The 14,004-nt window shown below is 55.9% G+C and carries 12 protein-coding genes; 1 reads left to right on the forward strand and 11 read right to left on the reverse strand.

Annotated elements, in window-relative coordinates; translation table 11 throughout:
• Nucleotides 1–36 precede the first annotated feature (36 nt).
• The 9 genes from tssF to tssK all read right to left on the reverse strand — a co-directional run bounded on the left by tssF (nt 37) and on the right by tssK (nt 10,491).
• Nucleotides 37–1,938, reverse strand: coding sequence for a type VI secretion system baseplate subunit TssF (gene tssF / locus ACR3ZL_RS00640; protein ID WP_473649805.1), 1,902 nt, complete (start codon nt 1,936–1,938; stop codon nt 37–39).
• 179 nt (nt 1,939–2,117) lie between these two features.
• Nucleotides 2,118–2,672: a type VI secretion system baseplate subunit TssE gene (gene tssE, locus ACR3ZL_RS00645; RefSeq protein ID WP_007328778.1), complete on the reverse strand. Its 555-nt coding sequence runs from the start codon at nt 2,670–2,672 to the stop codon at nt 2,118–2,120.
• Between the two features lie 11 nt (nt 2,673–2,683).
• Nucleotides 2,684–3,163: an Hcp family type VI secretion system effector gene (locus ACR3ZL_RS00650; protein ID WP_007328777.1), complete on the reverse strand. Its 480-nt coding sequence runs from the start codon at nt 3,161–3,163 to the stop codon at nt 2,684–2,686.
• Nucleotides 3,164–3,216: 53 nt separating this feature from the next.
• A complete protein-coding gene (gene tssC, locus ACR3ZL_RS00655) occupies nt 3,217–4,719 on the reverse strand; it encodes a type VI secretion system contractile sheath large subunit (RefSeq protein WP_007328776.1) in 1,503 nt (500 codons plus the stop codon).
• 47 nt (nt 4,720–4,766) lie between these two features.
• Nucleotides 4,767–5,291 carry a type VI secretion system contractile sheath small subunit gene (gene tssB, locus ACR3ZL_RS00660; protein WP_007328775.1) on the reverse strand — a complete coding sequence of 175 codons (525 nt, stop codon included), beginning with the start codon at nt 5,289–5,291 and terminating at the stop codon, nt 4,767–4,769.
• 68 nt (nt 5,292–5,359) lie between these two features.
• Entirely contained in the window at nt 5,360–6,433 is a 1,074-nt protein-coding gene (gene tssA / locus ACR3ZL_RS00665; protein WP_473649804.1) for a type VI secretion system protein TssA, read from the reverse strand.
• A gap of 150 nt (nt 6,434–6,583) precedes the next feature.
• On the reverse strand, nt 6,584–8,317 hold the full coding sequence (locus tag ACR3ZL_RS00670; protein ID WP_486173135.1) for a type VI secretion system protein: 1,734 nt from the start codon (nt 8,315–8,317) through the stop codon (nt 6,584–6,586).
• A gap of 33 nt (nt 8,318–8,350) precedes the next feature.
• Entirely contained in the window at nt 8,351–8,995 is a 645-nt protein-coding gene (locus ACR3ZL_RS00675) for a DotU family type IV/VI secretion system protein (protein WP_473649802.1), read from the reverse strand.
• Nucleotides 8,995–10,491, reverse strand: a complete 1,497-nt coding sequence (tssK, locus tag ACR3ZL_RS00680; RefSeq protein WP_231845820.1) for a type VI secretion system baseplate subunit TssK — start codon at nt 10,489–10,491, stop codon at nt 8,995–8,997. Before tssK ends, ACR3ZL_RS00675 begins: the two co-directional genes overlap by 1 nt.
• A 328-nt stretch (nt 10,492–10,819) precedes the next feature.
• On the opposite strand from tssK, the gene ACR3ZL_RS00685 reads away from it, so the two are divergent.
• Nucleotides 10,820–12,028: a hypothetical protein gene (locus tag ACR3ZL_RS00685; RefSeq protein WP_486173136.1), complete on the forward strand. Its 1,209-nt coding sequence runs from the start codon at nt 10,820–10,822 to the stop codon at nt 12,026–12,028.
• A gap of 225 nt (nt 12,029–12,253) precedes the next feature.
• Here ACR3ZL_RS00685 and ACR3ZL_RS00690 read toward each other — a convergent pair whose 3' ends face one another.
• Nucleotides 12,254–13,054: an SDR family NAD(P)-dependent oxidoreductase gene (locus ACR3ZL_RS00690; protein WP_473649800.1), complete on the reverse strand. Its 801-nt coding sequence runs from the start codon at nt 13,052–13,054 to the stop codon at nt 12,254–12,256.
• Complete coding sequence (locus tag ACR3ZL_RS00695; RefSeq protein ID WP_473653442.1) at nt 13,054–13,977, reverse strand: LLM class oxidoreductase; 924 nt, start codon at nt 13,975–13,977, stop codon at nt 13,054–13,056. Before ACR3ZL_RS00695 ends, ACR3ZL_RS00690 begins: the two co-directional genes overlap by 1 nt.
• Between the last annotated feature and the right edge of the window lie 27 nt (nt 13,978–14,004).

Genomic DNA, 14,004 nt, shown 5'->3' on the forward strand with positions numbered 1-14,004 from the left:
TATTACCCAAAGAAGGCGATCGATCGATGCAGTGGGCTAGATCAGTGCGGTTGTCCCGGTGCGAACCGGCCATCGATGCACCGGGCCACGTGAGGGCGTGCGGAGCGACGTTTGTGTGAAGCTGTTCAATGACACAAAGCGTGCCATGAAACGATCCAGCACTCCGGCGAGCAAGAAGGCACCTCCGCCTTCGAACGCCGACTCGTCCAACTCCAATTCCAGGTGCACTCCGCGACCGTGAACGATGGGGCCGGGCATTGGAATTTGCCGCGTGACAGCTTGATTGGTCACTGCCAGAATCCCGTCCACCTGACGTCGTGTCGCGGGCAAGTCTTCGGGGCAATACAGATACAGGGTTTGCCGCAGCAACGCGGCCGCATGATTCGAGTTGGGATCGGACGATTTTTCGCGATCGCACAGCGATAGGAAGTTGGACGTCAAGTGATTGACCAGTCGCCAACATGTCTCGCCATCTTCGGTGGTGAGCGGTGCACGCGGTGTGGTGGGGCCGGACAGACAACTGATGGAAGCAACTGGTCCCGGTCCATCCAACGTGAACGCGTCCCGCCAACCGGCTTTCGGTTTCAGTAGCGCGAGGTCGCGGTTGGTGCAATAGACCGTCGAGGACAGTTGGCGAATCGGATGCCGTGAAGGTCGTTGACTTGAATCGGTCAGTGTCACAAAGACTTCGGTCCCCAAGTATGGCGAGCGATGACCGTACTCACGTTGGTTCGTCGAAGGTTGTCGCGGACGACGATCGAGTGTGTAGTAGGCCGCGTGCTGCTGGCGAGCGGCCATGTTGGTTGGCGGTGCGTACAGCGGGAGGAACTCAACTTCTTGCTGAGCCGATGTTCCGTGACCGAGCAATTGTTCGACCGACCAAATTTCAAAGTCCATGGGTCGGCTGCGGTCGACCAACAGTTGGTGTTCGGATTTGGTTTCCGAAATCGGGACACGATCGGCCCGTTGCTTGAACAAGTTGACTGCCGGAACACAGTGCAACGCCAAGTGTTCACGGTTGAGACGTCCCACCAAATCCTTCTGCGATTGGTCAACGCCGATGATGATTTCAAGTTGGTTGCCCTTTGCCATGGAAACGGCTTGGGACAACCCCTTCAGCGTTACGAACAGGAACTTTTCTGGCAACAAGAAATACTCTTGCAGCAAACGGTATCCACTGAACGACCGAGGTTCGCCGGGCAACAAAGCTTCTGCATCATCAAATCCACCAGCGACCAGCGAAGCCGAATCCAGTTGTTGCCATTGATCCGACGCTGCATTGCCGACAACGATGGCGTTCTGATGTGCGATGAGCAACTCAAGCAACTGATGAGCGGTTTCGCCACCGCGAAGATGAATCGGTAGGCTGTCCAGTTCAAGTGCCGACATGGGCAAGCCGGCCGTGGTTTGCAGCGTGATTCGCAGTGCCGCGCGACAAGGCATGCCCTTCATGATGGAAGGCATCGGTCGACGGGTCGCGGTGCCACGTTCCACCCACTCCACGTCCATCAATTGAATCGGCCACAAATCAACCGGAGCGGTTGTTTCGAATCGACACGGCGTTGGGCAGGTTTGGCTGGACGGTCCCTGCAAACGAGAACCTCTGGGCAAACGGTAGCCGCTGGCCAGCGATCCCTCGTCAGGATCGGGATGGATTTGAACGATTGCCGCGGATGGGATCGGCCGCGTGTAGTGCGGGTAGATCGATTGCAACAATCCGCGGGTGAGTTGCGGAAACTCGGAATCCAAACGGCGATGGACTCGCGCCGCCAAAAACGCGAAACCTTCTAGCAGACGTTCGACGAAAGGATCGGCGCACGCGAATTCGTCCATGCCCAGTCGACCGGCGACCGCAGGGTATTCTTGTGCGAACTCCGCCCCCAGTTCTCTCAGGTAGCCGAGTTCTCGGTTGTAATGATCGAGGAACTGAGCTTCCATGCGTCAAATCCAACCGAGGTGAACGAAGGAGTTGAGTGTGCGGGATGTTTGGCAAAGCCATCTTTCCTACGCTCACTCGTGGGCTGTGGTCATTTTGACCGTGACACTCATCACGGTTCTTGCTCAATAGCACAATTGGGCTTCGCGTCCCAAGAGGTAATTCGCAGACCACAAACCAGCTACGCCGCTCGGCGTTGACCGTGTCCCGGCACCACTTTCTGACATTGCCCGTTGCCCAAGCAGATCGAGATGCCCATCGCAAAGGATTCCAACGCATCGGAGGGGCCAAAGAGGGCCTGGATTTGCACGATCACGTCGCCACGCACGTACTCATTCAACCGGCAGGTCACATCCAGAGTGTCCGGTCGCAGCCGAGGTTCAAAACGCCGAATCGCTTCGGTGAACTCTCGTTGAAGATGTCGCAGGTCCAATCCGCTGCTGGTCATTCCCGTCAGATCGGGAACGCCATAGTTCAACACGCTTTTTTGAACCAATGGCCAAGCCGACAGATCGGTGTCCTCGGACATTCGGCGTGTTCCAAACAACGCCAACAGATCGCGTTCGATTTGCGAACTCAAAATCGCCATGTGTTGGCGACGTTGCTGGCGTGAAACACCGCCTGGCGATCGAGAATTTGGCATCACACGAACGTCGCCACCGCCACCGCTCTCGCCACGGATCAATCGATCCAGGAGCGAGGATGACGGTTGTTCGATCGGTTCGTTGGATGCCATGACAGCTCAGCCTAGGCGGCTTTCTGTTCCGACAGGTTCCAGCCCTTCTCGGTCGCTTTCTTCGCCGAGTCGCCGTCGTACTTGGTGTACGCCATTTTGATCTCGGTGAAGTTGAGCGTGAAGTTTTCGCAAGGCTTGCTGTCGCCCATGCTCGACTGTGAGTAGCTGGTGACGATTGGGTCGACCAATGTCACGGTCAAGTAAACCTGCGGGTTACCTTCGTTGTCGGTTTGCAAGTAAGTCAGGGTTGCGCCTTGCAGCGAAGCACCTGAGACACTTTGCATGAACAACTCGGTCGACGCGATGTCGAAGTCCTTTGCGCATTGCAGTTCGGTGAACGCGGGCGAGCCGGTTTCACGAGCCGAGCTGCCGGCAACGCTTGCGACGGTACGATTGGCACCGAAAGAGACCGAGGTCAACTTGATCTGGTCTTCGTAGCCCGCAACCGTTGCGTCGCCCTTGATCTCAGTCGTGAACTTCAAAAAAATCATGGTTTCAGTTTCCTGGAATGAATGTTGTTTGGGGTCGTCTCAAAGCCGAATGATCAAGCGGCCTTGGCGGACGGCAGCTTGCTAACGAGTCGCAATGACACGGTCAAACCTTCCAGTTGGAAGTGAGGACGCAAGAAGAATTTGGCGGTGTAGTATCCAGGGTTGCCCGGGATCTCTTCGACGACCACTTCTGCACCCGCCAAAGGACGACGAGCTTTGTCCAATTCCGATGCGGTGGCTGGGTTTGTGTCGACGTACTGGCTGATCCAGTTGTTGAGCCAGATTTGCATGTCGGCACGTTCTTTGAACGAACCCACTTTGTCGCGAACGATGCACTTCAAATAGTGAGCAAAGCGGCAGACGGCAAACAGATACGGCAAACGGCCCGACAAACGAGCGTTGGCGGTTGCGTCGTCGTCTTCGAACAAGCTTGGGTTGTTGAGCGACTGAGCACCGATGAACGCAGCCAAGTCGCTGTTCTTGCGGAACACCAATGGCATCAGTCCGTTCTTCGCCAATTCGGCTTCGCGACGATCGCTGATCGAGATTTCGGTGGGACATTTCATGTCCACGCCGCCGTCATCGGTTGGGAAGACGTGAACGGGCAGTTTTTCAACTGCTCCGCCCGATTCCACACCACGAATCCGTGAGCACCAGCCGTGCATTTTGAACGAGCGGTTGATGTTCACAGCGAAAGCGTAGGCACTGTTGGACCAAACGTATCGGCTGTGGTCTGGACCCGCGGTTTCTTCTTCGAACGCGAATTCTTCCACGGGGTTGGTCGCGGCACCGTAAGGCTGACGTGACAGGAAACGCGGCATCGTCAAACCGATGTAACGCGAATCTTCGTCGTCGCGAAGCGAACGCCACGATGCGTATTCGACGGTTTGGAAGATCTTGGTCAAATCGCGAGGATTGCCGAGCTCTTGCCACGAATCCATGTGCATCAAAGCGGGCGCAGCCGCGGTGATGAATGGGGCGTGTGCGGCGGCGGAGATCTTCGCGATTTCGCCCAGCAATTCGACGTCGACGGGCGAGTGATCGAAGTAGTAGTCGCCGATCAATGCACCGTAGGGTTCACCACCGAATTGGCCGTACTCTTCTTCATACAACTTCTTGAAGATCGGGCTTTGATCCCAAGCGGTTCCTTTGAACTTCTTCAGCGTCTTGTGAAGATCTTTCTTGGAGATGTTCAGGACGCGAATTTTCAGCATCTCGTCGGTCTCGGTGTTGTTCACCAAGTGCGCGAAACCACGCCATGCACCTTCGAGTTGTTGGAAGTCATCGTGGTGCAGAATCTCATTCATTTGCTCCGAGATCTTGCTGTCGATTTCGGCCACCAAGGCTTCGATCGTCTTGATCACGTCGCTCTCGGCAACCATCTCACTGGTCACAAGTTGAGCTGCTAGCGTGTTGACTGCCCGTGTGACAGCCAACCCGGCGTCATCGGTGCGTGGCTTGAATTCGGCTTCCAACAATTCCGACAATGTGTCGAGTGTGATTGTGTCGGTGATATCGGGAGCGGCTTCCGTGGTTTCCGATTGTGTTTCGCTCATCCTTGAGTCCTTCGAGATTGGTGGTGGGTGTTGGTGTGACGATTCGATCAGGCGGCTTCTGCGGCCGAATCGGATTCGTCAATTTCGAGCGGCTTTTCAGCGAGCTCTTTCAACAGTTCAGGATCATTGATCAATCGGGACACCAATTCCTCGGCGCCGGCTTTGCCGTCCATGTAGGTCACCAACTGAGCCAATTGCGTTCGTGCGTTGAGCAACTTGTTGAGTGGTTCAACACGTTTGGCAATTTGGCCGGGGGTGAAGTCGTCCATGGATTCGAAGGTCAAGTCGATGTTCAGGCTGCCTTCGCCGGTCAGCGTGTTGTCCACCTGAAACGCAGCGCGTGGCTTCATCGATTTCAAACGGTCGTCGAAATTGTCGATGTCCGTTTCCAGGAACTTCCGATCGGCGACGTCTTCGAGTGGCTCGGACGGATTGCCCGACAAGTCAGCAAGCACTCCCATCACGAAAGGAAGCTGAACCTTTTTCTCGGAACCGTAAGTTTCCACGTCGTATTCGATTTGAACGCGAGGTGGACGGTTACGAGCAATGAATTTTTGGCTGCTTTCGGACATCAACTTTCCTTTTCAGAACAGCGGCGATAGGGTGAATTTGTGATTGGTCAGGTTTGATGACTGGGGCATTAGTCTTCAAACTGACCCGCTAAATTGATTGCTTGCGAGAGTGCGTCAGGTGCAAGTTCTCGAATGATGTCGACGAAGTCTTGGTTGATCATCCGGCGAGCCCGACGCAGCAAGAGCGGCACGGGGCTGGACGGTTCATGCAACTCGAAGTACCTCGTCGCCGCGTCGAGCGCCTGGGCAGCTTCTTCGCGAGATTGAACCCGAATGCGACTGAGGCTGACGATCGACTCGTCAACGTCTTCAGAGTCCCACTCATTGGAAGTGTCGTGAGAAGCGGCTGGCTCGCATTCATCGCCGCTGACATCTCTGACTGCGGCATCCGAAACGGACAAACGCTGTCGAAGATGTGTCTTGTACAATTGGCCGCACGCGGAAAGGCAGGATGATAATTCTTTGGTTTCCCAAATCCCGGTACCGAGATGCTGTTCCAGGAAGTCCACCGTCTCTCGCAGTGCGTTTTCTGCTTGTTGGCAGATTTCGTAGCGATGTCGAAGTTCGGCAACGGGCATCGCCAAAAAGGCGGCTTCCACTTCCATCGGTGTGGGAGAATCCGCGGACGAGGTCGCATTGGACTCGCCACGCGATCGACGCACATCGTTGAGTGTCACCACCACATGAGGCAGCGATTCGACCAGCGTCATCCGGCCGATCATCGATGGCAATCGCTCTGGCTCACAAAGACGACCCAAGGCATTGATTCGTATGAATGGATCGTTGTTGTCTTCGGGGTCCAGTTGTGGATGAACGTCGTCCCAATGGTCGCGAACCCAATCGCGAAGAAGCGTCATCGCCTCGGTCAGACCGTCGAGACCCTTCAGATGCGTCAGGCTTTCGACCAAGAGAACCGCCAACCGGAGGTCGCGAGTTTCGCTCGCCATCTCGATCGCTAGCTGGTGAATGGCTCGCCAATCCGGTGGTTGAGCCGCAATGACGGTCTTGCCGTACTGCTGTTCTCGAGTGCCTTCTGCCAACCGGGTCATCTCAACAAACCGTGCGTCGTACTCAAGACTCACGCCCGAAGGCGAGTCCGGAGACACGGGGGCGGTTAGCGTTGAGAGGTCGGCAATGGTCATGAACGATGTCGGGTCTTGGTTTGGCGGACACTCATCACTATCTGAATTTTTGCCTGTAGCGATTGAATCGACTTTTCGGTTCTCAACCCTGAGTCACTTTGATCTCTTTTTCAAGAAATGCGTGGAATGATCCAATCATGCGAAGCGGAATCAAGCCAAAACGATGGGACGCAGCAACATCCAAAGCTGGGTGAGAAACAGTGCAATCAAGATTCCGGTGACCACCATCAGAGACGTCGCGAATCGTTGGTGACGTCGCCAGGCTTGGCGTTCTTCCGACGTCCAAGTCAGATGGTTTTGTTGATCGATCATGTGTGCGACGACGGATTCGAAGAAGTATCCCTTCGAACCGTTGCTCTTGGACGAACGATCGCCTGGTGACGCGACAAACAGGCCGCTGACGATCGGTGCGTTCACTTCCGAAACGCCTCCGGAATGCGAAGACGACATGTCGACGGGATTGGCTGCGCAGCTTTCGACCATCAAGCTTCGCAGCGAGGATCGCCAACGACGACATTGGATCAGAACGCGAACCAAGCGGTGATTTTGAGGTTGGGTCAACGAACGAGGGACTTGGAAAACCTGCTTGACACGATTTTCGATCTCTCGAATCGTGTCATTCGCCAATTGATTCATTGCTTCGCCCGTGGGGATTTCTTCCGAGACAAATGGTTTGCCCAACGCCACGGACGATTGTTGTTCCACCATCCGCAGACGTCGTTGCAATTCCTTGTAGTCGTCGGGATGGTCGTTCTCGGCGATCATCATGGTGACTGGGCTGGCGATTCCCAATTCGGATTGCATCTGATCGAGATCGCGACGGATCGCTCGTCCGATTTTTCGGCCGGATTCACCAGGCGAAGAACCGCTTTCTGCGATCATTCGCGAATCGACCATCACAAGCGTGCCGTTGATGGGGGCATGTGGAAATCGTTCGGCTCTCAGTCGTGCGCAAAGATCAGACAACTCTTGCTGTGATTGCGTGGTGCGAACGGAGGACAGCGAATCAGGGATGGCTCGAGTGGGCTGAGCCATCGGCCGGATGGATTGAGCGTCCTGGACCAAGCGATCGGCTCGTTCGAGCGATTGCATGGCGTGAGTGACCGACGTGGCTTGTGCCTTTGCAGTCTGAGTTTGAGGCTGAGCCACGGCAACGGCCGCGGGGTTTCCTCCGGTGGCAAGTGGTTCAGCAGCACTTTCGTTTGCTGCGTCATCGCCAGGTGAATCAGCGGGGGATGATTCGTCGTTGTCGCTTGCCGGTTTCTCGCTGGTGTTTGCATCAGATGTCAATGCGGATGCTTCGGCGACATGGTCGGGAATCGATTTTGGCTGCTCGGCGTGTTCGTCCGACGTTCCGCTTCGCAAGAGTGTTCCATACACACCAATGTCTCGGCAAAAGATCAGCAAGCGATCTTTGGACAAATGCCAGTCGATCGCGGGGGATCCTTCGGACGTCGATTGAGAGACGGGAGCCCCTTCGGATCCGAGCCACGCTTCTTGTTGGTGACGTGTTTCACAACCCAACACCAAGAAGCAAGGGATTTGGTTGAGTCCCACGCTATGCTGCGACAGCAATTGCATGCCCGATTTCCAGCCGGCGCGAACTCGTGCGTCGCCGAGAGGCATGTCGGCCATCCAAATGCGTACCGTCACATAAGTGACCACGCAGGAAAGTGCCCAAAGAACCAGCAACCACACACCACGCTGAAGCGTCATGTAGTCGCCCCAGGCAATTCGCGTTGGGTCGATTGAGTAAACCAACCAAGCTGCCGCGGCCAAGACGAGCAGACCGACTCCCACCAACGCGGCAACCATGGCTGCCAACGACACGTTCAGTCGCAATTTCAGGCGATCTTTCAGACTGGGCGTCGCGTCATCGGACATCGGTCGTTCTCGTCGAGTTGTATGGGATTGGCATTACTTTCCCGCCGAAAGCGTGTACATCGTGATGTTGGCGATCAACATCGTTGCCGCCGCGACCGTCCACCAAACGATGCTTCGTCGTGTCGTGTTCGGTGCCGCTCCGCTCAGGGATCGGTGCAGACGCGCCGGAGTATCCACCTCGGCAGAGTCGCTGCTGAGTTGATGCTGTGTTTTTTCTAGCCACATTTCCAACGTTGCCGGAATGCCCAGCTCTTTCGTCGTGGCTTCTGACAATCCCGGAATTGAGTACACACCACGGAATCCCAGCAGGACGCAGTCATGGAAGACTCGCAAGACGCCGGTCGAAGAGTCACGACTGGCGACCGCGGCCATTTGATAGAAGCGTTCGCTGCAATCACGCGAACCAAACAGGCTGGCTTCCAACACGTGATCGTTCCACCATGATCGACCGGACCATGGCATTTCCAGCAACAACTCGTCGGTCAGAGAGACCAACGCGTACATGGCCTCTTCCCAGCGATCATCGTGATGATGACTTTGCCTCGCCTCTGTCAAACGCTGCGACAAGGACTGGTGAATGGCAACGGGATCCAAGGGCTCGTCGGCGTGCAGTCGGTCGATCAGTTCCAGCACACATTCGGTGTAGTCGTCGGCAAATTGTTCGAGTGATTCATTCATCACACTGAATCCGATCGCTTGGTCGCAAAGATTGCGAACTGCAGTGATGCGGTGTGAGCGTCCATGCGAACCTTCAAGGTTTGATTGCCCGCCAGTTGTTGCGGATCATCAATCAATTGCTCGCGAATTCGAAGCGCGATCGTGCCGGTGTCCAACACGTCGGTCCAGGCCGGACCGCGGCCGCTGATCTCGAAGAAGCTCCAGTCCGATTGAGAAGGCAAGACTCGGGGGACTTCTCGCAATGGTTTCAGTTCCAATCCCATCGCGCGTTTGCTGTACAGCGTTTCGACTTGGCGGGCGCTTCCCATTTTCCAATCGAGGAAGCCGGGTGAGAGCAGTTTGTCGAGTCCCGCGGCGGAGAGTTTGCCACGACGCACGCCCAAGACGCACTGCCAATCGCTCGTCAGCCATTGCGGATCCAGGCTGACCTGCATGCCCAATCCTGCTCCGATGAAGAAGCGTTGTTGGTAAGCATTCTGGCCGACCGATGCGATTCGCGATTCGATTCGTCGTCGCAACTCTTGAAACAAGGGGCCGATCGCATCGTGATCGTAGGCGGCGATCGCCTGCAAAGATCGTGTTTCACCAAACAGATCCAACCCACCGGCGACACGGCTGAGTTCCACGTAGGCGTTCCACGGATGGACGCCGCTGGATTGATTCAGAACACCCAGAACCGCGGCGGCTTGGTTGAGCGTTTGAAGCATCAAGATGCGTTGAAGATCACCGGGTTGTTCGGCGTCCATTCGAACGCTGCGATCATTGACGAGCTGCGACAACAGTTCGATCTTGAGCATCATCATGTCGTGGATCGGCCGCAGAAATCGCTGTCTCATTTGCGACCATGCGGCACAGTCCATCAACGGTGGGACGTATCGTTCATCCAATTCCGCGATCGCTCCGCCAACCGTGCCTCGTTTCACGCGAGCGATCCGCAAGACGTCGTAGCCGGTCAGATCTTCGGTCGAAAGTTTGAGGACGGCGTTGACGCGGCGAAACAGAACGGGCTCAACGCTGGCACCATCGGTTTCGTCAGGAACATGAATTTGAAGTTGTCGAAAACGGGCTCCTTCGGCTTGATCGCCTTCGGCCACGTTGGAAACTCCAAGCTGCAACCGAGGAACGGCAAGGAACACGTCGACGCTGTCGCCGCCGCCAACCGGAATGGTTTCGTGAGCAGCGTCCGGTGTTGCCGAAGTCGAGGAAGTGGCACCGGAAACGGCAAATCCAGCCCGCAGGTCGACTCGTTCGGTTGTTTCTCCCACAGCCAATTCCACCAACGTGCCTTCAGGCATTTTGGCTCGGACGCCGTCGAGTTGGAAAAAGCCCAACGCGAGCGCATCGGCGTTGATTGAGATGCTCGCCAGTCCATAGCTGTAGGGGTTCTGCCAGCGCGAAGCCGCCGCTTGGCTTTCCTGCCAATGGCGATCCCATGCCTGGAGATGGTGTGGTCGGAGGAACAGTCCCTCGTGCCAATGGACCGCAAGATTCTGCATCGGATTCCTTTCCGAAGGTTAACCGGGCACTGAGTCAATTTGACTCACTGGGGCACCCAATTCTGGTTTGTCGCTGGAGATTAGCTAAATCAGCCGCACACTTCTAGACGATATTATCGCTACAGCCCGCCACTATCAGTTTCACGGTTAGCTTTCACGCTTCTCGTGACTTCACTTTGACTCGCGAAGTGAACAGCCACATCATCTAGGCCCGCGACGAAGTGTGATCAAATCCATTCTCACCGTATTGCTGCTATTGCACGCTATCGTGGCATTCCCACTCTCGGCACAAAATCCGAGCCAGTGGGATCACCTCGATGATATGACGATGCGCGATGAGATGCTTTCCGACGCAGCGTTTTATGACGAAGGCTTGATCGAGGCACCGCTATTTGACCCGATCACACCGAGTGAGGTTCCTTTCGAATCGGTCCTGAACCAAACGCCGAGCCTCATCCCTGAACACGTGACCGATGATTCTGCGGACTTGCTTGGTATTCAATACAACACGCCGATCGGCAAAAGCTGCGATTGCGAGTCGAGTTGTGACTGCGAAGCAAGTTGTGATTGCGAAGCTGGGTGTTCCGCCGGCTGTGGCAGCCAACAATGTCGAGAACTGGTATCCAGCCGATGGACTCCATGGCGAGACTGGTCTTTCCCAGAAATTCATACGGGCTTGGATCGCTTCAATCTCGGATCCAAGTTTCGCCAAAACCGCTGTCGCGACCGAGGTATCGGATACGAACGAGTGATGTTCGCACCCAACGTTGTCGACACAGCAATCGTCACTCCTCATGTCGGGATCCGGTACCAACTTGATTCTGGACTAAAAACGCCGGATCGAGCGGAATACTATTGGGGCGCTGGCCCCGCCCCAGAAACCGGCGTTAACACCCAGGACGTCATCGTTCGTCTTGCTGCGGGCAACGAAAAACTGATGGCAATGACACAGTACACCATGCGGTCACTGGACCCTGAAGTGAACGCAAACACGACTGGCTTTGGCGACATGGTCTTGGGTGCACAGGCGTTGTTGGTTGACGGGGAACGAACCAAAGTCGCCACGATTTTCCGCACCTACCTCGCCACGGGGCCGTCCGATCGAGGTCTTGGCACGGGACACACATCGTTGGAATTGGGCATGTTGACCCGAAGATGCCTCCGCCCCGAAACCTACCTGTTCAGTGAAATCAAATACTGGACGCCGCTTAAAGGCACCGCCAACGTCGCCGGCGATGTTCTGACCACCGGATGGGGCATCAGCACGATTGCTGCCGAAAGCGATGTGTTCGCATTCCTACCGACGTTCGAAATGAGAACACTGTCCTTTCTGTTTGGGGGCTACACGCCAACTGCTGGCGCACCACGTTCCATCGATGGAGATACCGCCATCGAGTTCTACCCAGGCGCCCGCTTCGTACTCGGTCCAGAAAACGACCTCGGCCTTTGGGAGTTCGGCTTCGCAGCGGGTATCACAGCGGCCGACGACGACTGGTTCGACACTCGCATTGTCTTTGATCTTCGCCTAGCACTCTGAGCGGCCAAAGCCGGATCCCGCGTCTGCTCCGGCCGAAACGACAAGCTCCGAAAATCAATGTGGCCGAACGCTCCGCGGTCGGTGCGACCAAGTGCGACCGCGGAGCGTTCGCCCACAATCTATCTCCAACCTAAAGTTCATTGCGACCAAGTGTCTACCGCGAACTTGCTGCGCGAACTTGCGTGAGTGGTTCCCATCAGCATTTCAATGGAACACGTTGGACTCTTATGTGGTCGCAAGTACCGATTCCAAATGATCGATGATCGCGGCATTTTTTTCTGCATCCAGTGCATCGGCGTGTGGCGGGCCGAATTCTCCGGCGTCGTTGTTGAAGTATTGGCCTGAGACATCGGCGAACTCTTCGTCCAGAGCTGCACGGACAAGGATGTTGGCCCCGATCGTGATGTCTTTTCCTGGAACGCCGAACGCCTGATGGACCATCTTGCTGGAAAGCAGAGAGCCCGGATTCACGGCAATGATCGCTGGGCCATCGGTGCCAAGCTTATCAGCTAACCCTCGGGACCACATGGTGAGTGCAAGCTTGCTTTGGGAGTAGGCCTCGAGGTCGTCCAATTGAAGTTCACCACGGAACGCAGCCATGTCGACAGGCTTTTGAGCGGCAGAGGAAACGTTGACGATCCGTCCGGATGAATCCATCCGCGATCGAAGTCGCTTTGCCAGCACGTAGGGTGCGATTGTGTTGACCACAAATCGAACATCAAGTCCGTCAGGAGTCATCGGATCGGATGTGGACAGCACACCAGCGTTGTTGATCAGCGCGTCAAGGTGGTCATGTTTCGCGGCGACTGAACTGGCAAGCGACTCAACTTCACTGATGTCCGACAGATCCGCGAGGTACGATTCGATCGATGTCTCGCTCGACAGCGAGCTTAGAGATTGCTCGACTTGTTTGAGCTTGTCCGCATTGCGGCCGTGAATCAAGACATGGTGACCTCGTGAGACCAATGCCTTGGCGGTTTCTAGGCCAATGCCATCGGTGGCACCAGTGATCAAAATGCGTTTCATTATTTTCTCTCTTCGTGTTGGAATTCGGGGAGTAGTTCGTCGGCGATGCGTTTCATGGTCGACTCGATGTCGGCTTGGTTGAATCGCAGGTTCAAGGCGATGTGATTGATCCCCATTTCCTGCCGCGACCGCAGGTACTCGCGAAGCGGATTGATACCGATTCGCAATCCCAGATGAATGGGTGTGGGCGGTGTGTCGGGGGACTCGGTGAGGTCGATGTAGAGCGGTTGCAAGACAGGTTGGTAGGGACGCCCGATGGTTCGCATTCGCTGGCGCCAATCCTGAATGATTCGTGCTTGCGATTCGGCTGGTCGCGGGTAAGTCATCCAGCCATCACCGTGAGCCGCTAACCACTCGGGACTCTGTTGACTGCTGCCCGTGATCAGCAATGGAAGCCTGCCGGAGACCGGCTTGGGTAGCATGTCCATTTCGCCCATGACTCGGCCGCGTTGGTTGTCGAAGCGTGGCCATGAATCACTCATCTTGCGGATGTATCGGTAGGATTCGCGAAAACTCGCACCTCGATCAGCAAAGGGGGCGTTGATCGCGGGGTACTCTTCTGGACGATCCCCGGAAGCCACGCCAAGGATCAGTCGGCCTCCGGACAACACATCCGCCGTGGCGGCGGCTTTGGCAACGTGAGCGGGATGTCGCAGAGGCAAAATGATGCTGGCAACACCCAACGCGATCCGTTCGGTCAATCCCGACAACAGTCCGAGATACACGAATGGGTCATAAGTCTGACCGGCATCCCCAAAAGCCGGGACATTGAATGGGACATCACGCAACCAGACCGCCGAGAAACCCAATGCTTCGGCAAGCTGCACACGTTCGATGTGTCGGTGCATTTCCGGGACAGGTCCATCACCGTAGTTTTCAATCGGAACCACCAATCCGAGGCTCAGTCGGTTCGCATGGAACACGCTGTTGTACCCACGGTTGATGGATTG

It is taken from the genome of Rhodopirellula sp. J20-39 (genome assembly GCF_057365095.1).

Excerpts from the sequence above, each read along its gene's own strand:
- tssF (WP_473649805.1), bottom strand. The coding sequence starts at position 1,938 with ATGGAAGCTCAGTTCCTCGATCATTACAACCGAGAACTCGGCTACCTG.
- tssE (WP_007328778.1), bottom strand. The coding sequence starts at position 2,672 with ATGGCATCCAACGAACCGATCGAACAACCGTCATCCTCGCTCCTGGAT.
- ACR3ZL_RS00650 (WP_007328777.1), bottom strand. The coding sequence starts at position 3,163 with ATGATTTTTTTGAAGTTCACGACTGAGATCAAGGGCGACGCAACGGTT.
- tssC (WP_007328776.1), bottom strand. The coding sequence starts at position 4,719 with ATGAGCGAAACACAATCGGAAACCACGGAAGCCGCTCCCGATATCACC.
- tssB (WP_007328775.1), bottom strand. The coding sequence starts at position 5,291 with ATGTCCGAAAGCAGCCAAAAATTCATTGCTCGTAACCGTCCACCTCGC.
- tssA (WP_473649804.1), bottom strand. The coding sequence starts at position 6,433 with ATGACCATTGCCGACCTCTCAACGCTAACCGCCCCCGTGTCTCCGGAC.
- ACR3ZL_RS00670 (WP_486173135.1), bottom strand. The coding sequence starts at position 8,317 with ATGTCCGATGACGCGACGCCCAGTCTGAAAGATCGCCTGAAATTGCGA.
- ACR3ZL_RS00675 (WP_473649802.1), bottom strand. The coding sequence starts at position 8,995 with ATGAATGAATCACTCGAACAATTTGCCGACGACTACACCGAATGTGTG.
- tssK (WP_231845820.1), bottom strand. The coding sequence starts at position 10,491 with ATGCAGAATCTTGCGGTCCATTGGCACGAGGGACTGTTCCTCCGACCA.
- ACR3ZL_RS00685 (WP_486173136.1), top strand. The coding sequence starts at position 10,820 with ATGCGCGATGAGATGCTTTCCGACGCAGCGTTTTATGACGAAGGCTTG.
- ACR3ZL_RS00690 (WP_473649800.1), bottom strand. The coding sequence starts at position 13,054 with ATGAAACGCATTTTGATCACTGGTGCCACCGATGGCATTGGCCTAGAA.